A 20,101-nucleotide genomic window follows, 5' to 3' on the forward strand; every position below is an offset into this window, starting at 1 on the left:
CGGGCACGGGGTGGCCATACCCGCGCAGACCGCGCTCCAGGGTAGTTGGAGCTGATCGAGGCCCGCACGCGGACCCGGCAATACCACCTCGGAGGGGCCTGCTCACACGACCCGGCCGCTCGTCACCAGGAGCACCACATCGATGAGCGCCACCACCAGCACCGCCCGGAAGGCGGCGGCCGAACGTCCGGCGGCCGAGCGTCCCGCGTACCAGCCGGCCGCCGGCACGGCGACGGCGGCGGCGACCGCCGTCAGGCCGGTCCACGACGGCGGCCCGGGCGGGCCGAGGACCAGCGCGACGGTGGCCGCGAGCAGCAGCCCGGCGGCGGCCAGCCGGCAGCCCGCCGGCCCGAGCCGGTGCGGCAGCCCGCGCACTCCGGTGCGGGCGTCGTCGGCCAGGTCGGGCAGCACGTTGGCGAAGTGCGCGCCGGCGCCGAGCAGCGCGGCGGCGGCCACCAGCCACGGCGGGGGCGCCGGCGAGCCGGGCAGCGCGAGCACCACGAACGCGGGCAGCGCGCCGAACGAGACCGCGTAGGGCAGCACCGACACCGGCGTCGACTTCAGCGGCCGGTTGTAGAGCAGCGCGGAGGCCAGGCCCAGGGTGGCACAGGCCGCCGCGGCCGGGCCGCCGGCCAGCGCCAGCAGGGGCACGGCGACGGCGGCCACCGCGGTGGCCCGGGCCAGCGTCGGGCGGGCCACCGCGCCGTCGGTCACCGGTTTGTCGGTACGCCCCACCGCGGCGTCCCGGTCGGCGTCGATCAGGTCGTTGCTCCACCCGACCGCGAGCTGACTGGCCAGCACGGTCAGCGCCACCGCCACGACACCCCCGGCCGAGTGGCCGACACCGACGGCGAGCAGCGCGGCGACCACCGTGACCGCCGCCGCCGGCTCCGGATGGCTCGCCCGGACGAGCCCTGACACCCGTGTCGACATACCCGGAAGTCTGGTCGTTACCGGTCAGTCGTGCCACGCTCGACGCATGCCCGACGCGTCCCCGGTGTCCACTCCGTACCGGGTGCTGCCGCCGAACGACCCCCGGCAGTACGACGACCTGGCCGGCGAGTGGTGGCGGCCGGACGGAGCGTTCGCGATGCTGCACTGGCTGGCCCGCGCCCGGGCGGAGCTCGTGCCTCCGGCGTCCACGGCGGACGATTTGCTCGTCGACCTGGGCTGCGGCGCCGGGTTGCTGGCGCCGCACCTGGCCGGAAAGGGCTACCACCACGTCGGGGTGGACCTGACCCGCTCCGCGCTCGACCAGGCCGCCGCGCACGGCGTGACGGTGATCCAGGGCGACGCGACAGCGGTGCCGCTGGCCGACGGCTGCGCCGCTGTGGTCTCCGCCGGAGAGGTGCTGGAGCACGTACCGGACTGGCGGCGGGCGGTCGCCGAGGCGTGCCGGCTGCTGCGACCGGGCGGCCTGCTGGTGCTGGACACGCTCAACGACACGCTGCTGGCCCGGCTGATCGCGGTGGAGCTGGGCGAACGGCTGCCCACGGTGCCGCGTGGCATCCACGATCCACGGCTGTTCGTCGACGCCCGCGCACTGGTCGCCGAGTGCGCCCGGCACGGCGTGTCCCTGACGGTGCGCGGGGTGCGCCCGGAGCTGGGCGGGACACTCGCCTGGCTGCTGCGCCGTGTGCGCGGCGGCGGCGACCGTCCGGGCAGGACCGAACCGCGCATCGTGCCGACCCGGTCGACGGCGGTGCTGTACCAGGGCTGGGGGCGCCGGAGCGGGTAGCCGGGGCCACCCAGGGTAAAGGACGCCGAGAAGGGGGCGACATGAGTGTGCACGCGCTGGAGGCGGCCCGCCGGTTGGCGCCGCGACTGGCCGCCCGCGCGGCCGAGCACGACCGGGACGGCTCGTTCCCGGTGGACGACTTCGCGGACCTGCGGGCGGCCGGGCTGTTCGGCCTGATGGTGCCGCCCGAGCTGGGCGGCGCGGGCGCGAGCTTCGCCGAGTACGCGGCGGTCGCCACCGAACTGGCCCGGGGCAACGGCGCGACCGCGCTGGTGTTCAACATGCACGCCTCGGTCACCGGGGCGCTGGGCGCGGTCACCGAGGAACTGGCCGAGGCGCTCGGCGTACCGGACGAGGCGCTGGCGGCGCGGGACCGGCTGCTGCGCGCGGCGGCCGACGGCGCCTGGTACGCGGTCGCGATGAGCGAACGCGGCGCCGGCGCCCGGCTGTCCCAGCTCAGCACCGTCTACGAGCCGGTCGAGGGCGGCTGGCACATCAAGGGCAGCAAGACGTTCTGCTCCGGGGCCGGCCACCCGGACGGCTACCTGGTGGCCGCCCGCAGTGCCGCCGACCAGTCGGTGGTGTCGCAGTTCCTGGTCCCGGCCGGGGAGGGAATCACCGTCGAGCCCACCTGGGACTCACTCGGCATGCGGGCCACCTCCTCGCACGACGTGCACCTGGACGTGACGGTCCCGGCCGACCGGCTGCTCGGCGGCGTCGAAGGGCTGGCCCTGGTCGTCGCCCAGCTCATGCCGCACTGGCTGGTGGCGAGCTATGCGGCGGTCTACGTCGGCGTGGCCCGGGCCGCCGTCGACGCCGCGGCCGAGCACCTCAACGCGCGCAACCTCGCCGGCCTGCCCGCCGTGCGGGCCCGTCTGGGCCGGGCCGACGCGGCCACCGCCGCCGCCGAACTGGTGGTCGCCGAGGCGGCCCGGCGGGTCGACGAGGCGCCCGGCGACGCCGAGACGAACCGCTGGGTGTGGCGGGCCAAGTTGCTCGCCGGCACCACCGCGGCCGAGGTCGCCGCCTCGATGCTGGAGGCGGCGGGCACGTCGGCGACGCGGCGCGGGCATCCGCTGGAGCGGCTCTACCGGGACGCCCGCTGTGGATCGCTGCATCCGGCCACGTCCGACGTGTGCGCCGACTGGCTCGGCATCGCCGCGCTGGGCGGCGACCCGGACCGGGACAGCGCGCTCCCTCGTTGGTGAGCAGGGTTGGTGCGAGAGGTGAGGGAGGGCGAGGGGTGGGGGACGTGGGCATACCGGTGATCGCGGGTCTGGGTACGGCACAACCGCCGGCCGCGGCGCAGGACGAGCTGTGGACGGGTTTCTTCGCGGAGCACTTCCAGGGGAACACCCGGGCACTGGCCGAGCGGATCTTCGCGAACTCGGGCGTGACCCGGCGGCAGGCGGCGGTCAACCCGCTGCTGGAGGACGTCTCGGAGTGGCCGACCGAGCGCCGGATGCGCCGCTACCAGGTGGAGGCGCTGCCGCTGGGCAAGGAGGCGGTCAGCCGGGCACTCACCGCCGCCGGGCTGGACGCCGCCGACATCGGCCTGTTCATCGTCTGTTCCTGCACCGGGTACGCCACGCCGGGGCTGGACATCCTGCTCGCCCGGGACCTCGGCATGTCGCCGAGCACGCAGCGCATGTTCGTCGGGCACATGGGCTGCTACGCGGCGCTGCCCGGACTGGGCGCGGCGAGCGACTTCGTCACCGCCCGGGGGCGGCCGGCGCTGCTGCTCTGCGCGGAGCTGACCAGCCTGCACATCCAGCCGCCGGGCGCCCGGGTGGACACCCAGCAGATCGTCTCCCACGCGCTGTTCTCGGACGCCGCGGTCGCCGCCGTGGTCGTCCCGGGCGGCCGGGGGTACGCGCTGCGCGAGGTCGCCTCGGTCACCGACACCTCCACGGCCGACCACATGACCTGGGACGTCACCGACACCGGGTTCCGGATGGGGCTGTCGCCGAAGGTGCCGCAGGTCCTCTCCCGGCACGTACGGACGCTTATCGACGACCTGCTGGCGCGGCACGGGTGCGAGCGTTCCGACGTGGACGGCTGGGCCGTGCACCCGGGCGGGCCGCGGATCCTCAACGTGGTGGAGCGCGAACTGGCCCTGCCGCCGGACGGGCTCACCGCGTCCCGGGGGACGCTCGCCGAGCACGGCAACTGCTCGTCGCCGACGGTGCTGCTGATCCTGGACCGGCTGTGGCGCGCGGAGCCGTCGCCGCGCTGGGTGGTGATGCTCGCGTTCGGGCCAGGGCTGACGCTCTACGCGGTGTTGCTGGAACGGGTGGGCTGACGGCTCGCCCCGCCCGGGTCTGCGCGGATAGGCTGCCGTCATGGCCTCCGACGAGCGGGACGGGCGGGTGGTGCTCGCCGTCCTGACCGTTCTGGCGCTGGTGGCCGGGGCGGCCTGGTGGTTGTCGGCGGCACCGGAGCCCGGTCCGGCCACGGCGGCCCCGGACGCGAGTGTCGAACCGCTCTCCCGCACCTTGATGGTCGACCCGTCGACCGGCGCCGCCTGGCCGTCCCGTCCGGGAAGCGATCTGCCGCTCGGGGTGCGCCGTGGGGCGGTCACCGAGCCGGACCGGTCGGTGCTGATGCGGGTGGAGGCGGACGGCACCGCGCGCGTGCTCCAGACGTCGCACGTGGTGTGGCGGGAGACGTCCGGCCTGACGCCGGACGGCCCGCCCGTCGTACGGCAGGTGAACCCCTCGCGCGGTGACGACTACCGATTGACGGTGAGCTGCTCCGGGGACGGGGCGGTCGCCGTGCAGCTCTCCGGCGCCGGGTCCGGCGACGGGCGTCGGTTCCTCCGGTGCGGCGGGCGACTGGAGCTGCCCGTGCTGGGCGGGACCGGCGCACCGGTGCTGGTGCGGTTCAGCGGTGTACGCGGCCGGGTCGAACTGGACGCCCGGCTCGAAGCGCTCTACTGACCGCGGTCGCGCCGCCCTTCTCGCCGCGGCTCAGCCGGCCAGCCGGGCCAGGTCGGCGCCGTAGTCCGACAGCGGGCCCAGTTCCGGCACCACCCGGACCAGAGCGCCCCGCCGGTCCACGAGCAGCGCGGCGGCGGTGCCGGGGTGGGGCGACAGGTGCAGGTAGGAGCGCAGGCCGCCGGCCGGGTCGCCGAGCGGGCGTACCCCGGGGACGCTCGCGGGCCCGGCGCTGCGGCCCTCGGTGACGGTGACCACTGTGACGCCGGGCGGGGCGGCGCGTGCCGCGGTGCCGACCTGCTCGGCGCAGGCACAGGCGTCGACCAGGATGATCACGGCGGGCAGCAGGCTGCGCAGCGGCACCGGCGTGTCGTCCGCGCCGACCAGGTCCAGGGCGGGCAGCGGGCCGACCGGCTGGGGCGCGGCGGTGGAGCGCGGGAGCACCGTCGGCGCACCGGACCGGGTGCCGGTACGCGGCCACGTGACGGCGGCCAGCCCGGCGAGCGTGACGAGCACCGACACGAGCAGGATCAGCACCGGCAGCCCGAGGCGGGCCGGGCCGGTATGCCGGCCGGAGCTGCGCCGCGCGCCACGCAGCTCCCGGCGGACCTGCCGGGCCTCGTCGGCGAGCGCCGAGGCGTCGTCCGGGACGACCACCCTTCCCCACTCCGGGGGCAGGCCGGGCAGCCCGTCCGACGGCCCCTGGCCGTCAGCGTCAGGCACGCCCATCGGACCCCCAGGTACGTCTCGGTGAGCGGACGTCACGTCCCTCACCAGCGTCCCGCACCGGCCGTCGTAACGCCACACCTGGGCGCGAACGGAGTTGCGGAGCTACCATGGAAGGAGCGCATAGCCCTAGATCTGACGCTCCCGTCACCCGTTACCGGGTTGTCACGTGTTCCTGACGGAGCGTGTTGAAACCATTGGTTTGGCCGCCTGTCAAGCTGAAGAAATACCTCTCACAGGGCCCCTGAGCTGCGCCAACGGTCAGGACAGCGGTGAGACATCGGTGCCTGAGCGTGTTACCCTAGACACAGCGAAAGGGGTTTCGAACCTATGGTTTTCAGTGTCGGCGAGACCGTTGTTTACCCCCACCACGGGGCCGCACTCATCGAGGCAATCGAGACTCGGGTCATCAAGGGCGAGCCCAGGGAATACCTCGTCCTGAGGGTCGCGCAGGGTGACCTGACGGTCCGGGTGCCTGCCGAGAACGCCGAGATCGTGGGTGTGCGCGAGGTGGTCGGCGAAGAGGGCCTGGGCAAGGTCTTCGACGTGCTCCGTGCACCGCACACCGAGGAGCCGACCAACTGGTCGCGGCGTTACAAGGCAAATCTGGAGAAGCTGGCCTCCGGTAACCCGCTGAAGGTGGCGGAGGTCGTTCGCGACCTGTGGCGCCGGGAGCGGGAGCGTGGCCTGTCGGCGGGCGAGAAGCGGATGCTCGCCAAGGCTCGTGACATCCTCGTCGGCGAGGTCGCGCTGGCGGAGAAGAGCACCAAGGACGAGGCCGAGACGCTGCTCGACAAGGTGCTGACCGAGGCCTGATCCACGCCTCTGCCTCTACCCACCCCGCAGCGAACGAATCCGAGGACCGCGACGTGACCGCGCAGCTCAATCCGCGCGGTGACGTCGCGGTCCTCGTTCCTGCGGCCGGTGCCGGGGTACGCCTCGGACCCGGCGCCCCCAAGGCGCTCCGGATGCTGGCCGGCGAGCCACTGCTGGTGCACGCGGTCCGCCGGATCGCCGCCGCGCCCTCCGTGCACACGATCGTGGTGGCCGCGCCGGCCACCGAGGTCGAGACGGTCCGCGCGATGCTCGCCCCCGTGGCCCCGGTGGCAGTGGTCCCCGGTGGCGCCGAACGCCAGGCGTCGGTGGCGGCCGCCCTCGCGGCAGTTCCCGCCGGTCCGGACATCGTCCTGGTGCACGACGCGGCCCGTGCGCTCACGCCACCCTACCTGGTCGAGTCAGTGGCCGCGGCGGTCCGCGCCGGGCACGACGCCGTGATCCCGGTGCTGCCGGTGGTCGACACGATCAAGGAGGTCGACGCGACCGAGCGCGTGCTCGGCACCGTCGACCGGTCCGCGCTGCGCGCGGTGCAGACGCCGCAGGGCTTCCGCCGGTCGGTGCTGATCGCGGCCCACGGTTCGGCTGGTGACGTGCTCACCGACGACGCCGGGCTGGTCGAGAAGCAGGGCGGCGCGGTGACCTGCGTACCCGGCTCAGAGTTGGCCCTGAAGATCACCCGCCCGTTCGACCTGGCCCTGGCCGAACACCTGCTGACCACCGGCGCCTGACGCTCGCCGCTCGCGGCTTCGAGATCTTGGTACGTAACGGCCCCCATAGGGGCTCCTTGCTACCAAGATATCTCCCGGCATATGCGTACCCTCTGGTCATGATCGTTCCTCGGGTGGCCATCGGCACCGACGTGCACGCGTTCGCGGCCGGGCGGCCGTGCTGGGTCGCGGGCCTGCACTGGCCGGACCAGGACGGCCTGGCCGGTCACTCCGACGCCGACGTGGCGGCGCACGCCGCCTGCAACGCCCTGCTGTCCGCCGCCGGACTCGGTGACCTGGGCGCGAACTTCGGGGTGGACCAGCCGGAGTGGGCCGGCGCGTCCGGGGTGGCGCTGCTGACCGAGAGCGCACGCCGGGTACGGGCGGCCGGCTTCCGGATCGGCAACGTGTCGGTGCAGGTGGTCGGCAACCGTCCCAAGATCGGGCCGCGCCGGGAGGAGGCGCAGCGGGTGCTCTCCGAGGCGGTGGGCGCCCCGGTGACGGTCTCCGCGGCCACCACCGACGGTCTGGGCTTCACCGGGCGCGGGGAGGGACTGGCCGGGATCGCTGTGGCCCTGGTCTACGAGCCGCCGGCCGACTGACGCGGTGACCGGGAACGCCGGTCACCGCGTCCGGCGGATCAGTCGACGTCGGTGCAGACGTTGTGGGTCGTGCCGTGGAGCATCGTGATGGTCTTGTCGAAGGTGGGGGAGAACTCGACTCGGAACTGGCCGTCGACGATCCACAGCCCCTTCGGCAGCGTTCCCGCGTTCTCCCGGAAGCCGAGCAGCACCGGCCCGGTCACGTACCAGGTCATCGAGCCGTCGGTGCGGTAGGCGACGAGGGAGGTGCCGCTCGCGTCCGCCGTGGACGTGGCACCGGTCTCCAGGTTCGTCACCCGGTTGATCAGGGCGCCGGTGAACAACTCCCGCTTCGGTGCGCCGTCCGGGTAGGTCTCCAGCGTCAGCTTCCGCACCTCGTCCACGATCGGCTCGACCCGTACCGCGAACTCGCACCGCGCACCGGCCGGCATCTCGAACGGCGCCTGGGGCGCGGGTTCCCAGGCGCTGGCGCCGTGGTGCCGCTCCGGCGCGGCGGACGCCGGGCCGGGCATCGCCGCGACCACCGCCGCCACGACGCTCGCCACCGTGACACTCATCCTGAACCGCATCTTCACTCCATCCGTCGCTGGTCTGGACGGGCAGCATCACCGGGCCTGCTCACCACCGGCTCACCGCGTCGAGCGACGGCCCGTCCGAGCGGGCGAGGCCGGCCGCCGGGTCCCTCACCACGCGATCACCGTCGGACGACAACCAGGGACCCGGGCCGGGTCGTCCTGTTCGGTATGGAATTCCGCCTGCTCGGGCCGTTCGAGGCCCGCCACGACGGTCGACCGGTCGAGGTCGGCAGCCGGCGCCAGGAGCGTTGCCTGCTCGGGGTGCTGCTGCTCGACGTGGGCCGGGTGGTGCCGACCGGCCGCCTCATCGACCTGCTCTGGAACGGCCGGCCGCCGGCCACGGCCCGCGGCGCGGTGCAGACGTACATCGGGCGGCTGCGGGGGTCGCTCAACCCGTACGGGGTGCGGATCAGCACCCGGGGCGAGGGCTACGTGGTGGAGGAGGACGGGCATCGGGTCGACGCCGACGAGTTCGCGGAGCTGGTCCGGGCGGCCGGGAGAGCCGTCGATCCCGGCGAGCGGGTGCGGTCGCTCGACCGGGCGCTGGCCCTCTGGCGCGGACCGTTGCTCGCCGACGCGGCGGACGACGAGTTGCGCGACCGGCTGCACGGCTCGCTCGACGAACTTCGCCTGGTCGCCGTGGAACTGCGCGCCGAGGCGCAGCTCGCGCTGGGCCGGCACCCGCAGGCGATCGCCGAGCTGATGCCGCTGGCCGCCCTGCATCCGACCCGGGAACACCTGGTGGCAGTACTGATGACAGCCCTGTACCGGGGTGCCCGGCGGGCCGAAGCACTGCGCCTCTACCGCGCCACCCGGGACCTGCTCGTGGCCGACTTCGGCGTCGAGCCGGGGCCTCGGCTCCGGGAGGTGCAGCGCCGGGTGCTCACCGGCGACGACCGGCTGGACCGGGTCGGCCGGCCGATGCACGAGATCCGGGTCGGCGACGAGAGTCTGCCGTGGAGTGTGGGCGGCCACCCGGCCCTGGACTTCTGCAACACCCTCGCCGGCTGGGGGCACGAGCCCTCGTTGCCCGGCGCCGAGTGGCTGCGCGGCTACCGGACGCTTGCCGTCTGGGCCGGCCACGTCGGGCTGGTGGACGAGGTGTCGGTGAACCGCCTGCTGCACCTGGCGCGGCGTGACCCGGAAGCGGCGGAGGCGGTGCTCGACGAGGCCCGTACGCTCCGCGCCGCGCTCTACGCCAGCCTGGTCGACCCGGACGACGGCCCGGCGTTCGAGACGGTCGCCCGGGCCGCCGAGGCCGCCGCTCGTACGCTCGTCTTCCGGCGCGAGGCCGACGGACGCGGCCGCTGGTGGCCGGACCTGACGGCCGGGCTCCGGCTGCCGGTGCACGCCGCCGCGTTCAGCGGCGCGCAGTTGCTCGCCGAACCGGCCCGGTTCACGGTGCGGGTCTGCCCGGACCGGCGGTGCGGGTGGTTGTTCCTCGACGAGAGCGGGCTGCGCCGGTGGTGCAGCCTGGGGACGTGTGGCGGCCGGGCGGGCACGTCCTGCCGGAGTGCCTGACGCCGGGCACGCCCGTACCCGGTGGGCCGGGGCGGATACGCTCGCGGTGATGCCGAGTGACGCCGCACCCGACCAGTCCGCCGCCGACGGCTACCTGCAGCGTGCGCACCTGCTCGCCGAGCTGGGGCGCTACGACGAGGGGATCGGCGAGCTCACCGCGCTGCTCGCGGCCGAGCCGGGGCACCTGCCCGCGCTGACCATGCTGGCGCGGATGCACCTGGCCGCCGGGCGCCCGGCCGAGGCGCTCGCCGCCACGGAGACGGCTGTGGCCGCCGTGTCACCGGCCGTCGAGACGGCCACTGCCGACGGCGGCGCGCAGCCGGCCGCTGAGACACCCGGCACGGGGACGCGCGCCGCTGAGACACCCGGCACCGGCGTGCACGCCGCCGCTGCGGTCGTACCGGCGCTCGTGGCGCGCGGGTTCGCGCTCCTCGACCTCGAACACTGGAAGCCCGCCGCGGCCACCGCCGACGAGATCCTGACGCGTGCGCCGGGCGACGCGTACGCGCAGCGCAGTGCCGCCGCCCTCCTCTCCGCGTCGCGCAACGGGCAGGCGGCGCTGGACGCGGCGTGGCGCGGGGTGGAGCTGGCCCCGGACGAGCCGGAGGCGCATCTGGTGCTCGGCCTGGTCGCGGTGCGGCTGCAACTGTTCGACCTGGCCGAGCGGGCCTACCGGGAGGCGCTGCGGCTGGACCCGGAGCTGGGCGAGGCGGGGCAGGACGTGGGCGTGGCCCGCCTGGAACGACGCCGGTACGCCGAGACGCTGGAACACCTGACCGCGATGGCAGACCTGCCGGTGGCCCGTCCGGACCCGGCGCGGACCGTGGACGCCGGCATCCGGAGGCTCCTGCTGTCGGTGGCCGGCTGGTCCCTGGCCGCGAGCGTGCTGGTCGCCGCCCTGGCCCCGGCCTCGCCGGGCGCGTCGCGGCTGTTCGCGGTGCTGTCGGTGGCCGGGGTGGCGGTGCTGTTGCGGCGTCCGGCGACATGGCGGCCCGGCCTGCGCGAGGCGATGTCGCGCGGGCTGTCCGCACCGGTCTACGGGGCCGCCGCCGCGGTGCTGCTGCTGCTCGTGTACGCGCTGGTCGGCGGCCCGTGGCCGCTGGCCGGGGCGATCACCGCCGCGGTGGTGGCGGGATTCACCGCGTTCGCTCGCCGGTGAGAGGGTAGGAGGACCGGAAACACCGGCTGAAGGAAGCGGGAACCAGTGCTCACCGTCAACGCCTACGCGGCGACGTCCGCGACCGAACCGCTCACCCCGACCACCATCGAGCGGCGCGATCTCGGACCGGACGACGTTCTCATCGACATCAAGTTCTCCGGCATCTGCCACTCCGACATCCACACCGCGCGCAGCGAGTGGGGGCCGACCCGCTACCCGATCGTGGTGGGTCACGAGATCGCGGGCGTGGTGCGGGAGGTCGGTTCCGCGGTGACGAAGTTCGCCGCCGGCGACCGGGTCGGCGTCGGCTGCCTGGTCGACTCCTGCCGCGAGTGCGACAGCTGCCGCAAGGGCCTGGAGCAGTACTGCCTGAAGGGCAACACCGGCACGTACGGCGGGGTGGGCCGGGACGGCAAGCCGACCCAGGGCGGCTACTCGCAGGCCATCGTGGTCACCGAGGACTTCGTGCTGCGCATCCCGGACGGCATCGCGCTGGACGCCGCCGCGCCGCTGCTCTGCGCCGGCATCACCACGTACTCGCCGTTGCGGCACTGGAACGCCGGGCCGGGCCGCCGGGTGGCGGTGATCGGCATGGGCGGCCTCGGCCACATGGCCGTGAAGCTGGCTCACGCGATGGGCGCCGAGGTGACGGTGCTGTCGCAGTCGCTGAAGAAGCGGGAGGACGGGCTGCGGCTCGGCGCCGACCATTACCACGCCACGGCGGACGAGGACACGTTCACCGCGCTGGCGGGCTCGTTCGACCTGATCATCAACACGGTGAGCGCGACCATCGACATGAACGCGTTCCTGCGGCTCCTCGCGGTGGACGGGACGCTCGTCAACGTGGGCGCTCCGGAGGAGCCGCTGTCGGTGCACGCGTTCTCGCTGATCCCGGGCCGGCGGTCGTTCGCCGGGTCGAGCATCGGCGGCATCAGGGAGACCCAGGAGATGCTCGACTTCTGCGCCGAGCGCGGGCTGGGCGCCGAGATCGAGGTCATCGGAGCCGAGAAGATCAACGAGGCGTACGAGCGGGTGCTCGCGTCCGACGTGCGCTACCGCTTCGTCATCGACGCGTCCACGTTCTGACGACCGCGTGCGAAGGGGCCGCGTCCGTGCCGGGCGCGGCCCCTCGTCGCGTACGTCAGGACTTGCGCGCCCAGGTCCAGGCGTAGCCGTCGTCCTCGCAGTCGGCGGCCGCGTCGCAGAGGTCCAGCGGCCGGAACGTGTCCACCATGACCGCCAGCTCGTCGAAGAACTCCGCCCCGATCGACCGCTCCGCCGCCCCCGGCTGGGGGCCGTGGGTGAAGCCGGACGGGTGCAGTGAGATCGAGCCCTGCTCGATGCCGGAGCCGCGCCGGGCCTCGTAGTTGCCGCCGGTGTAGAACAGCATCTCGTCGGAGTCGACGTTGTGGTGGTTGTACGGCACCGGGATGGCGGCCGGGTGGTAGTCCACCTTGCGCGGCACGAACGAGCAGATCACGAAGTTCGGGCCCTGGAACGTCTGGTGGACCGGCGGCGGCTGGTGGATCCGCCCGGTGATCGGCTCGAAGTCGTGGATGGAGAACGCCCACGGGTACATGTGCCCGTCCCAGCCCACCACGTCGAACGGGTGGTTGGCGTAGACGTACCTCGTCCAACCGCGGCGGTGCTTGACCAGCACCTCCACCTCCTCGCCGTCGACGAGCAGCGGGCTGTCCGGTCCCCGGACGTCGCGCTCGCAGTAGGGCGCGTGCTCCAGGAACTGGCCGCGTACGGAGAGGTAGCGCTTGGGCGGCCCGATGTGGCCGGCGGCCTCGACGGCGAGCAGCCGGGTCGGTTCGTCGCCGGTGGGCACCAGGCGGTGGATGGTCGAGGTGGGGATGACGACGTAGTCGCCCGCCACCGCGTCGAGCACGCCGAACGGCGACTCGACCCGCATCGACCCGGCCTCCAGGTAGAGGCAGTGATCGCCGGTGGCGTCGCGGAACAGCGGCGACGGGCGGTCGGCCAGCACGTACGCGATGCGTACGTCGTCGTTGGCGAGCAGGTACTGCCGGCCGAGCACCGGGTCGGCGCCGGTGCCGTCGAGCTTGTGCGTGCGCAGGTGGCGCGGCTTGAGCGGCAGGTTCGGCACGCGGGTGACGGTGGGCGGGGCGTACTCCTCGGCGGCGAGGATCGCGGTGGGCGCGTGCCGGTGGTAGAGCAGCGACGAGTCGGAGGAGAAGCCCTCCTGGCCGACCAGTTCCTCCGCGTAGAGCGTGCCGTCGGGCTGGCGGAACTGGGTGTGGCGCTTGCGCGGCACGTCGCCGACGCTGCGGTAGTACGGCATCTCGCCTCCCGATATGTCCCGTTCTCCGGCCGGTGGCGTCCGATAATCGGACGCTGTTGTCCGTTCCTCGTAGCGTCCCGTACATTCTTGTCTCGTGTCAACGCAGGTGCCCCGCCTCCTCTCCGGCCTGGTGGACGACGCCGCGGTCTTCCCGCCGGGCAACGCCCCGCTGCCCGACGCGGTGACCGCGCACCGCACCCACCGCACCGCCTGGTACGCCGGCATGGTCGGCCCACTGCTGCTGCCCGCCTCGGAGATCCAGCGCGGGTCGCTCGACGGCCTGGTCGACCCGGCCGAGGGTTTCGTCGTCGGCCTCATCGGCGACACCGGCCTCGACCGGTTGCCGCAGGCGCTGTCGTTCCTCCCGCCGCTGGGCGTCACCGCCCGCCAGGTCGAGGCGCCGGTGGCCAAGCGCGGCGAGGACCCGCAACCCGGGCTGTCCGAGCTGGTGGTGCTCGCCGACCGGCTCGACGGCGCCGCCGCCGTGTACGCGGAGATCCCGCTGACCTTCGGCCTGATGGGCGCGCTCGACACGCTCGCCGAGGCGCGCGCCGGCGGGCTGCCGGTGGCGGTCAAGTTCCGCACCGGCGGGCTCGCCGCCGAGTTGTTCCCCACCCCGGTCGAGCTGGCCGCGGTGATCTGCGCCTGCCGGGACCGGAAGCTGCCGTTCAAGCTCACCGCCGGGCTGCACCACGCGATCCGGCACCGCGACCCGGAGACCGGCTTCAACCACCACGGTTTCGTCAACGTGCTGGGCGCGACGCTCGCCGCCGTCGGTGGCGCCGAGGTGGACGGCGTGGCCGAGCTGCTCGCCGCCACCGACCCGGTACGCGTGGTCGAGCCGGCCCGGGCGCACCGCGACGCCGAGCGCCCGCTCTGGGTCGGGTACGGCTCGTGCAGCATCGCCGAACCACTTACCGATCTGATCCGGCTGGGGCTGGTGAACGGAGGCTACGAGGCATGAGCGAACGCACCGAGCGGAGTGCCGGCATGAGCTGGGTTCCAGGGGCGGCGGGCTCGGCGTACGGGGTGACGAACCTGCCGTACGGCGTGTTCCGGCACGGCGAGGGCGAGCCGCGCGTCGGCGTCCGGATCGGCGACGTCGCGCTGGACCTGGCCGGCGCGGAGGCGGCCGGTCTGGTGCTGGCCGGCGGCGCGCTGGGCCGGCCGACGCTCAACGCCTTCATGGCTCTCGGCCGCCCGCAGTGGACGGCGGTCCGGCAGCGGATCATCGAGCTGCTCACCGAACCGGAGCACCGGGCGGCGGTCGAGCCGTTGCTGGTGCCACTGCGCGAGGTCGAGATGGCGCTGCCGTTCGAGGTGGCCGACTACGTCGACTTCTACTCCTCCGAGCACCACGCCTCGAACGTCGGGCAGATCTTCCGGCCCGGCCAGCCGCCGTTGCTGCCGAACTGGAAGCACGTGCCGATCGGCTACCACGGCCGGGCCGGCACCGTGGTCGTCTCCGGCACCCCGGTGACCCGCCCGACCGGCCAGCGCGCCAGCGCACAGGGCCCGACCACCGGCGCCTCGGTACGCCTGGACATCGAGGCCGAGGTGGGCTTCGTGGTGGGCGTTCCGAGCCGGCTCGGCGAGCGGGTGCCGGTGGCCGACTTCGCCGACCACGTCTTCGGCGTGGTGCTCGTCAACGACTGGTCGGCCCGGGACATCCAGGCGTGGGAGTACCAGCCGCTCGGACCGTTCCTCGGCAAGTCGTTCGCCACCTCCGTGTCGGCCTGGGTGACGCCGCTGGAGGCGCTTGCCGACGCGTTCGTGCCGGCGCCGGACCAGGACCCGCCGGTGCAGGACTACCTGCGCGACACCCCGCGCCTCGGGCTGGACCTGACGCTCTCGGTCGAGTGGAACGGCGAGCGGGTCGCCGAGCCGCCGTTCGCCGGGATGTACTGGACCCCGGCCCAGCAGCTCGCGCACCTCACCGTCAACGGCGCGTCGCTGCGTACCGGCGACCTCTACGCCTCCGGCACCGTCTCCGGTCCGGAGCGCGGCCAGGTCGGGTCGTTCCTGGAGCTGACCTGGGGCGGGTCCGAGCCGGTCAAGTTCGCCGACGGCCGCGAGCGGACGTTCCTGGAGGACGGCGACACGGTGACGATCACCGCCACCGCGCCCGGCCCGGACGGCACCACTGTCGCGTTGGGCGAGGTCACCGGGACGATCCTCCCGGCCCGCTGACATCCGGCCTGCCACGGCCCCGGTCGCACCAGATGTGCGACCGGGGCCGTTTCCTTCGCCGTTGATCGGTCCGGATCACGTACGCCCGGCCGGCGGCTCCCGGTCGAGCCGGGAGCCGCCGGCGGTGCCGGGTCGGGGCGTACCCCGGGAAGCCGAACAGGAAGGACCGAGCATGACCGAGTTGACCGGTGCCGTCTGGCGCACCAGCAGCCGCTCGAACGATCAGGGCCTCTGCGTCGAGGTGGCGACGAACGTGGTCGCCGCGCACGGCGTGGTGGGCGTACGCGACTCGAAGGACCCGGACGGTCCGGCGCTCGCGGTGAGCCCGCCGGGCTGGGCCGCGTTCGTCACCGCGTTGCGGGGCGGCGCGTTCGGCGGCTGACCGCTCCCCGCGCCACCGGTGCCCCCGCCGGGGCACCGGTGGCGGAAATGTCAGCGCGAGGCTCCCCGTTTCCCGTCACGCCCCGTACCGTGTACGACACGGGAGGTGCCATGTCGACGGTGACGGTATCCGCATTCATCGAAGCGCAGGACGCCGACCTGTGGCGGCTGCTCGCCGACCTCCCGGCCCGCGCCGACTGGCTCTCGGCGGTGGACGCGGTCGAGGTCCTGGGCGCCGGCGGGTTCGGGCCGGGCACCGTGTGGCGGGAGACCCGCGTCCGGCCGGACGGCGGCACCGAGCCGGAGGAGTTCGAGGTGATCGAGGCGGTCGCGCCCGGACGCCTGGTGCTCGGGTCACGCGGCGCCGGCGCCGACTACCGGATCACCTGGACGCTGCGCACGGTCGAGCGGCGGCGGCGCGGCTGCACGGAGGTCATTGTCGAGCAGGAGGCGGTGCCGACCCGGGCGTACGGCCGTGTGCTGGCCCTGATCCTCGGCGGCCTGGCCGCCCGCGCGGTCGAGGCCGCGCTCCGGCGTGACCTGGCCGACCTGGCACTGGCCGCCGGTCCGGCCCGATCCACCGAGGCCGTCTGAGCCGACCCGGCCGCTCCTCGTACCCGGCCCGTACCCGGCCGGTATGGTGCCGGGGCGGAGGTGACGGATGGCGAAGGCCGCGAAGCGGCGGGCCGTGGTGGCGCTGGTGGCGGTGCTCGCCGTCGCGGCGTCGGTCGCCGTGGTCGTCCGGGTGCTGGCACCCGCCGAGGTCGACACCCCAGCCCGCAAGCCCTACCCGGAGGCGCCCGCGCCGACCTCCGGGGCGCTCGCCCGGCTGCCGGTGGCGCCACTGGTGGTGGACGGCCGGCTCCGCGTCTACGCCGGCACCCGTCAGGTGTACGCGGACCAGCCGGTCACCGGACGGCACCGGGTCACGCCGTTCTGGTCCTTCCGCCGCTGGCCGGCGAAGCTGGCCGGAGTGTTCGCCGAGCAGACCACCGTCGTCAGTCGCTGGTCCGACGGGAGGCTGGTGGCGCTCGACGCGCGTACCGGCCGGGTGGCCTGGCGGGCCGACGGCCCGCGGCCGGGATCGGTGCCGGAGCCGCGGCGCACCTTCGCCGCCATGGTCTGGGATCCGGCCGGACTGCACGTGGCACGCACGGCCGAGGGGCGGACCGTGCTGCTCGCGGCCGGTCCGGACGGGATCGGCGGGTACGACCTCGCCGACGGCCGCCGGCTCTGGCACGCCGACGTGAGCCGGGGCTGCCGGTCCGACGTGGGTACGACCGCCAGCGGCGAGCTGGTGGGCGTGGACCGCTGCGACGGACCGGCCGCCGTCGAGCTGCGGGACGCGGCGACAGGTGTGGTGCGGACCCGCTGGCGCCCGCCGGGCGCGTCGGAGCAACTGGTCGTCACGCCGGTGGGTTGCCGCGACGGGCACTCCGGTTGCCGAGGGCTGCGGACCGCCGGGCCGGACGGCGCGGGCAGCCGGGGCTGGCTGGTGACCGACCCGGGCGAGCCGGCCGTCGCGCCCGGCCTGGACCACCCGGACACGGTGCTGGACGGCGAGCGGGCGGTGGACACGTCCGGTGGCGTGGTGGTCGGGCGATCGGCGCGTACCGGCGAGGAGCTGTGGCGCCGGGCGGACATCCATCCGGCCCGGGTGCTCGCCACCGAGCCGGGACGGGTGCACCTGCTGACCGACCGGCGGGAACTGGTCACCGTCGACCCGCTCACCGGTACGACCCGGTCGAGTTTCGTGCTGGACCTGGGACGGGACGGGATCGGCTGGCGGCCGGGCCGGGCGTACGCGGTGGACGGCTACGTCGCGGTGGAGCGGCTGCGGGAGAGCGCCACCGCTGAGGACGACGACCAGGGGTACTTCCTGATGGCCGAGCCGGTGCTGCTCGCGGTGACCTGACCCGGCGCGTCAAGCATAACAAAACGGACAAAAGGCCCTAGGGTTCTCTTGTCTGGTCGGTCTTCGGACGAAGACGCCCGGCGCCGGTCCGTAGGGGGTTGACGGACCGGCGCCGGGCGCGCCCGGTCAGGCCAGCGCGGCCTCCGCGGCGGCCAGGAACGCGTCGTTCTCGACCGGGGTGCCGATGGTGACCCGGACGCCGTCACCGGGGAACGGCCGGACGATCACGCCGCGCGCCTCACACGCCCGGCCGAACTCCACCGCCCGCTCGCCCAGCGGCAGCCACACGAAGTTGGCCTGGCTGTCCGGCACGTCCGGCACGAACTTGCGCAGCGCCTCGGTGACCCGATCCCGCTCGGCCACCACCAGGGCGCAGCGTCGCTCCATCTCGTCGGCCTGGGCCAGCGCGGCCAGCGCGCCGGCCTGAGCGGCCATGCTGGTGGAGAACGGGGTGACCACCTTGCGCACCGCGGCGGCCACCTCCGGCGCCGCGACCAGCCAGCCGATCCGCAGACCGGCCAGGCCCCACGCCTTGGACAGCGTGCGCAGCACCGCCACGTTCGGCCGGTCCAGGTAGGTCAGGCCGTCCGGCACCTCCGGGTCGGTGACGAACTCCCGGTACGCCTCGTCGATCACCACGAGCACGTCGTCCGGCATCGCGTCGAGGAAGCGGTCCAGCTCGGCCCGGCGCACCGCCGTACCGGTGGGGTTGTTCGGGTTGCAGACCAGGACCATCCGGGTCCGGTCGGTCACCGCCGCCGCCATCGCGTCCAGGTCGTGCCCGTGGCCGGCGTCGTTCGGCACCCGCACGCTGGTCGCGCCGCTGGTCGCCGCGATGATCGGGTACGCCTCGAAGGAGCGCCACGAGTAGAGCAGCTCGTCACCGGGCAGGCAGGTGGCGCGCACCAGGTGCTCGGCCAGCGCCACCGACCCGCAGCCGGTGGCGATCCGGTCGGCGTCCACGCCGTACCGCTCGGCGAGCGCCTGGCGCAGCGCCACCACGCCCATGTCCGGGTAGCGGTGCGAACCGGCCACCGCCTCGGCCACCGCCTCCACCACGCCCGGCAGCGGGCCGTACGGCACCTCGTTGCTGGCGAGCTTGATCGCCTCGGCCAGGCCCAGCTCGCGGGCCAGGTCGGCCGGGCTGCGGCCGGGCACGTAGTTGGGCAGCGCGTCCAGGTCGGCGCGGGTGAGCCGCAGCGCGGGCTGCTGGCGTCCGGTGTCGGTCATGGGGTGTCTCCCGGGGTGTCGGCGCTCTCGGGCGGGGTGGTACGGGGGTCACGCTTTCGAGGGAGCTGGACCACCACCGTCTGCGCCCGCTTGTCGTGCAGGGCCTGGCGCAGCGGATGGTCGAACAGGGGCGAGAGCGCGTCGATGAGCTGGAGCAGCAGGCCCAGCCCGCAGCAGTACCAGAGCAGCGTCGGCAGGCCGAGGGTGCTCCAGCGCCGGGTGGCCCGGCCGAAGCCGAGCGGCTGGTCCGCCTCGACCGGTAGCGCGCGTACGCCCATCAGCCGCTTGCCGAAGGTCTGACCGCGCGCCGCCATCGACGGCACCTCGTACGCGTACCAGAGCGCGGTGGCGATCACCAGGATGGCGATCTGGAGGCCGCCGGCCTGGTCGTCGATCTGGGGCAGCCCGTCGGTGGAGGTGTCACCGTTCAGCGCCCGGCGCACCGACTCGCGCAGGTACGGGGAGACGGCCTCGACGTAGCGCCAGACGAACCAGCCGTTGACCACGGCGTTGAGCAGGAACACGATGCCCAGGTCGATCAGGCGCGCGACCAGCCGTGCGCCGTACGAGGCGAGCGGCAGCCCGTGCGGGCGCGGGATCGGCTGCGCACCGGGCCAGTGCGGGTACGGCCAGCCCGGCGGCGGCCCCTGCATGCCCGGCCCGGCCTGTCCCGGCTGCCCGGGCCCCGGCTGCCCGGCCTGACCCGGCTGTCCCGGCCACGGGTTCGGCTGTCCCGGCTGTCCCGGCCACGGACCGGCCTGTCCCGGGGGTCCGGCCTGTCCCGGCTGGCCGGGCCACGGGCTCGGTCCGCCCGGTCCGCCGGGCGTGCCGGACGCCGGGGTCGCCTCGGGCCGGTCACCGGGCCCGGGGGCCGGGCGGTCGGCGGCGGGCGTCGCGGCGACCGGCGTGGGCTCTGGTTCCGCGGGCGGCGGACCCTCGGGCGGGGTGACGTCGACCGGAATCGGCGCGCCGATCCAGCCCTCGCCGTCCCACCACCTTCGGGTCTCCGTATCGGCGGGGTCGACGTACCAGCCAGGTTCCAAACTCACGATGCCGTCCTTGTTCGCGACTGCGGGGCTCGCAGACCCGGCTCACTCCTCGCGCTCACGATGCCGTCCTTGTTCGCGACTGCGGGGCTCGCAGACCCGGCTCACTCCTCGCGCTCACGATGCCCCCTCAGTTCGCGACTGCGGGGCTCGCAGACCCGGCTCACTCCTCGCGCTCACGATGCCCCCTCAGTTCGCGACTGCGGGGCTCGCAGACCCGGCTCACTCCT

At 74.4% G+C, this 20,101-nt stretch carries 21 protein-coding genes; 15 read left to right on the plus strand and 6 right to left on the minus strand.

The window, feature by feature from the left end; genetic code table 11:
• Window positions 1-102 precede the first annotated feature (102 nt).
• The gene (locus tag ACFYO8_RS20200; protein ID WP_354868847.1) at window positions 103-933 is read right to left on the minus strand and encodes a UbiA family prenyltransferase; all 831 of its coding nucleotides are present in this window, start codon (window positions 931-933) and stop codon (window positions 103-105) included.
• A 46-nt stretch (window positions 934-979) separates the two neighbouring features.
• On the opposite strand from ACFYO8_RS20200, the gene ACFYO8_RS20205 reads away from it, so the two are divergent.
• The 4 genes from ACFYO8_RS20205 to ACFYO8_RS20220 are packed head-to-tail and all read left to right on the plus strand — an operon-like array spanning window position 980 to window position 4,677.
• The gene (locus ACFYO8_RS20205) at window positions 980-1,738 is read left to right on the plus strand and encodes a methyltransferase domain-containing protein (RefSeq protein ID WP_354868845.1); all 759 of its coding nucleotides are present in this window, start codon (window positions 980-982) and stop codon (window positions 1,736-1,738) included.
• Between the two features lie 41 nt (window positions 1,739-1,779).
• On the plus strand, window positions 1,780-2,946 hold the full coding sequence (locus tag ACFYO8_RS20210; RefSeq protein WP_354868842.1) for an acyl-CoA dehydrogenase family protein: 1,167 nt from the start codon (window positions 1,780-1,782) through the stop codon (window positions 2,944-2,946).
• A 44-nt stretch (window positions 2,947-2,990) separates the two neighbouring features.
• Window positions 2,991-4,040 (plus strand): type III polyketide synthase, encoded by a 1,050-nt coding sequence (locus ACFYO8_RS20215; protein WP_387188104.1) that lies wholly within the window; start codon window positions 2,991-2,993, stop codon window positions 4,038-4,040.
• Window positions 4,041-4,080: 40 nt separating this feature from the next.
• On the plus strand, window positions 4,081-4,677 hold the full coding sequence (locus tag ACFYO8_RS20220) for a hypothetical protein (protein WP_354868836.1): 597 nt from the start codon (window positions 4,081-4,083) through the stop codon (window positions 4,675-4,677).
• A gap of 30 nt (window positions 4,678-4,707) precedes the next feature.
• Here the strand turns inward: ACFYO8_RS20220 and ACFYO8_RS20225 are convergent, their stop codons facing one another.
• On the minus strand, window positions 4,708-5,403 hold the full coding sequence (locus ACFYO8_RS20225; protein WP_354868833.1) for a hypothetical protein: 696 nt from the start codon (window positions 5,401-5,403) through the stop codon (window positions 4,708-4,710).
• Between the two features lie 327 nt (window positions 5,404-5,730).
• On the opposite strand from ACFYO8_RS20225, the gene ACFYO8_RS20230 reads away from it, so the two are divergent.
• The 3 genes from ACFYO8_RS20230 (at window position 5,731) to ispF (ending at window position 7,546) form a co-directional block, all read left to right on the plus strand.
• Complete coding sequence (locus ACFYO8_RS20230; RefSeq protein ID WP_013288937.1) at window positions 5,731-6,216, plus strand: CarD family transcriptional regulator; 486 nt, start codon at window positions 5,731-5,733, stop codon at window positions 6,214-6,216.
• A gap of 53 nt (window positions 6,217-6,269) precedes the next feature.
• A complete protein-coding gene (gene ispD, locus ACFYO8_RS20235) occupies window positions 6,270-6,965 on the plus strand; it encodes a 2-C-methyl-D-erythritol 4-phosphate cytidylyltransferase (protein WP_354868829.1) in 696 nt (231 codons plus the stop codon).
• A gap of 98 nt (window positions 6,966-7,063) precedes the next feature.
• On the plus strand, window positions 7,064-7,546 hold the full coding sequence (ispF, locus tag ACFYO8_RS20240) for a 2-C-methyl-D-erythritol 2,4-cyclodiphosphate synthase (RefSeq protein ID WP_354868826.1): 483 nt from the start codon (window positions 7,064-7,066) through the stop codon (window positions 7,544-7,546).
• A 38-nt stretch (window positions 7,547-7,584) separates the two neighbouring features.
• Here the strand turns inward: ispF and ACFYO8_RS20245 are convergent, their stop codons facing one another.
• Window positions 7,585-8,103, minus strand: coding sequence for a hypothetical protein (locus tag ACFYO8_RS20245; protein WP_355015088.1), 519 nt, complete (start codon window positions 8,101-8,103; stop codon window positions 7,585-7,587).
• Between the two features lie 186 nt (window positions 8,104-8,289).
• On the opposite strand from ACFYO8_RS20245, the gene ACFYO8_RS20250 reads away from it, so the two are divergent.
• The 3 genes from ACFYO8_RS20250 to ACFYO8_RS20260 are packed head-to-tail and all read left to right on the plus strand — an operon-like array spanning window position 8,290 to window position 11,887.
• Entirely contained in the window at window positions 8,290-9,642 is a 1,353-nt protein-coding gene (locus ACFYO8_RS20250) for a BTAD domain-containing putative transcriptional regulator (RefSeq protein WP_354868821.1), read from the plus strand.
• Window positions 9,643-9,691: 49 nt separating this feature from the next.
• Window positions 9,692-10,801 carry a tetratricopeptide repeat protein gene (locus tag ACFYO8_RS20255; protein ID WP_354868819.1) on the plus strand — a complete coding sequence of 370 codons (1,110 nt, stop codon included), beginning with the start codon at window positions 9,692-9,694 and terminating at the stop codon, window positions 10,799-10,801.
• A 45-nt stretch (window positions 10,802-10,846) separates the two neighbouring features.
• Window positions 10,847-11,887: an NAD(P)-dependent alcohol dehydrogenase gene (locus ACFYO8_RS20260; RefSeq protein ID WP_354868816.1), complete on the plus strand. Its 1,041-nt coding sequence runs from the start codon at window positions 10,847-10,849 to the stop codon at window positions 11,885-11,887.
• 55 nt (window positions 11,888-11,942) lie between these two features.
• Here ACFYO8_RS20260 and ACFYO8_RS20265 read toward each other — a convergent pair whose 3' ends face one another.
• Window positions 11,943-13,109, minus strand: coding sequence for a homogentisate 1,2-dioxygenase domain-containing protein (locus ACFYO8_RS20265; protein ID WP_354868814.1), 1,167 nt, complete (start codon window positions 13,107-13,109; stop codon window positions 11,943-11,945).
• Between the two features lie 94 nt (window positions 13,110-13,203).
• Between ACFYO8_RS20265 and ACFYO8_RS20270 the strand changes: the two genes are divergently transcribed.
• The 5 genes from ACFYO8_RS20270 to ACFYO8_RS20290 all read left to right on the plus strand — a co-directional run bounded on the left by ACFYO8_RS20270 (window position 13,204) and on the right by ACFYO8_RS20290 (window position 17,595).
• A complete protein-coding gene (locus tag ACFYO8_RS20270) occupies window positions 13,204-14,073 on the plus strand; it encodes a hypothetical protein (protein ID WP_354868812.1) in 870 nt (289 codons plus the stop codon).
• A 26-nt stretch (window positions 14,074-14,099) separates the two neighbouring features.
• Window positions 14,100-15,299 carry a fumarylacetoacetase gene (gene fahA, locus ACFYO8_RS20275; protein WP_387257423.1) on the plus strand — a complete coding sequence of 400 codons (1,200 nt, stop codon included), beginning with the start codon at window positions 14,100-14,102 and terminating at the stop codon, window positions 15,297-15,299.
• 172 nt (window positions 15,300-15,471) lie between these two features.
• Complete coding sequence (locus ACFYO8_RS20280) at window positions 15,472-15,681, plus strand: DUF397 domain-containing protein (protein ID WP_128137238.1); 210 nt, start codon at window positions 15,472-15,474, stop codon at window positions 15,679-15,681.
• 110 nt (window positions 15,682-15,791) lie between these two features.
• The gene (locus ACFYO8_RS20285) at window positions 15,792-16,274 is read left to right on the plus strand and encodes an SRPBCC family protein (RefSeq protein WP_355015087.1); all 483 of its coding nucleotides are present in this window, start codon (window positions 15,792-15,794) and stop codon (window positions 16,272-16,274) included.
• Window positions 16,275-16,341: 67 nt separating this feature from the next.
• Window positions 16,342-17,595 carry a PQQ-binding-like beta-propeller repeat protein gene (locus ACFYO8_RS20290; RefSeq protein ID WP_354868808.1) on the plus strand — a complete coding sequence of 418 codons (1,254 nt, stop codon included), beginning with the start codon at window positions 16,342-16,344 and terminating at the stop codon, window positions 17,593-17,595.
• Between the two features lie 126 nt (window positions 17,596-17,721).
• On the opposite strand, the gene hisC is transcribed toward ACFYO8_RS20290, so the two are convergent.
• Together hisC and ACFYO8_RS20300 are read right to left on the minus strand one after the other, a co-directional pair.
• Entirely contained in the window at window positions 17,722-18,825 is a 1,104-nt protein-coding gene (hisC, locus tag ACFYO8_RS20295) for a histidinol-phosphate transaminase (protein WP_354868805.1), read from the minus strand.
• The gene (locus ACFYO8_RS20300) at window positions 18,822-19,874 is read right to left on the minus strand and encodes an RDD family protein (RefSeq protein WP_355093767.1); all 1,053 of its coding nucleotides are present in this window, start codon (window positions 19,872-19,874) and stop codon (window positions 18,822-18,824) included. Before ACFYO8_RS20300 ends, hisC begins: the two co-directional genes overlap by 4 nt.
• Window positions 19,875-20,101 lie beyond the last annotated feature (227 nt).

This window comes from Micromonospora sp. NPDC005257 (genome assembly GCF_042872445.1).
Lineage (GTDB): Bacteria > Actinomycetota > Actinomycetes > Mycobacteriales > Micromonosporaceae > Micromonospora.

Coding starts and splice junctions, on each gene's coding strand:
- ACFYO8_RS20230 (WP_013288937.1), top strand. CDS start 5,731: ATGGTTTTCAGTGTCGGCGAGACCGTTGTTTACCCCCACCACGGGGCC.
- fahA (WP_387257423.1), top strand. CDS start 14,100: ATGAGCTGGGTTCCAGGGGCGGCGGGCTCGGCGTACGGGGTGACGAAC.
- ACFYO8_RS20245 (WP_355015088.1), bottom strand. CDS start 8,103: ATGAGTGTCACGGTGGCGAGCGTCGTGGCGGCGGTGGTCGCGGCGATG.
- ACFYO8_RS20200 (WP_354868847.1), bottom strand. CDS start 933: ATGTCGACACGGGTGTCAGGGCTCGTCCGGGCGAGCCATCCGGAGCCG.
- hisC (WP_354868805.1), bottom strand. CDS start 18,825: ATGACCGACACCGGACGCCAGCAGCCCGCGCTGCGGCTCACCCGCGCC.
- ACFYO8_RS20220 (WP_354868836.1), top strand. CDS start 4,081: ATGGCCTCCGACGAGCGGGACGGGCGGGTGGTGCTCGCCGTCCTGACC.
- ACFYO8_RS20265 (WP_354868814.1), bottom strand. CDS start 13,109: ATGCCGTACTACCGCAGCGTCGGCGACGTGCCGCGCAAGCGCCACACC.
- ispF (WP_354868826.1), top strand. CDS start 7,064: ATGATCGTTCCTCGGGTGGCCATCGGCACCGACGTGCACGCGTTCGCG.
- ACFYO8_RS20280 (WP_128137238.1), top strand. CDS start 15,472: ATGACCGAGTTGACCGGTGCCGTCTGGCGCACCAGCAGCCGCTCGAAC.
- ACFYO8_RS20285 (WP_355015087.1), top strand. CDS start 15,792: ATGTCGACGGTGACGGTATCCGCATTCATCGAAGCGCAGGACGCCGAC.
- ACFYO8_RS20290 (WP_354868808.1), top strand. CDS start 16,342: ATGGCGAAGGCCGCGAAGCGGCGGGCCGTGGTGGCGCTGGTGGCGGTG.
- ACFYO8_RS20210 (WP_354868842.1), top strand. CDS start 1,780: ATGAGTGTGCACGCGCTGGAGGCGGCCCGCCGGTTGGCGCCGCGACTG.
- ACFYO8_RS20205 (WP_354868845.1), top strand. CDS start 980: ATGCCCGACGCGTCCCCGGTGTCCACTCCGTACCGGGTGCTGCCGCCG.
- ACFYO8_RS20255 (WP_354868819.1), top strand. CDS start 9,692: ATGCCGAGTGACGCCGCACCCGACCAGTCCGCCGCCGACGGCTACCTG.
- ACFYO8_RS20250 (WP_354868821.1), top strand. CDS start 8,290: ATGGAATTCCGCCTGCTCGGGCCGTTCGAGGCCCGCCACGACGGTCGA.
- ACFYO8_RS20225 (WP_354868833.1), bottom strand. CDS start 5,403: ATGGGCGTGCCTGACGCTGACGGCCAGGGGCCGTCGGACGGGCTGCCC.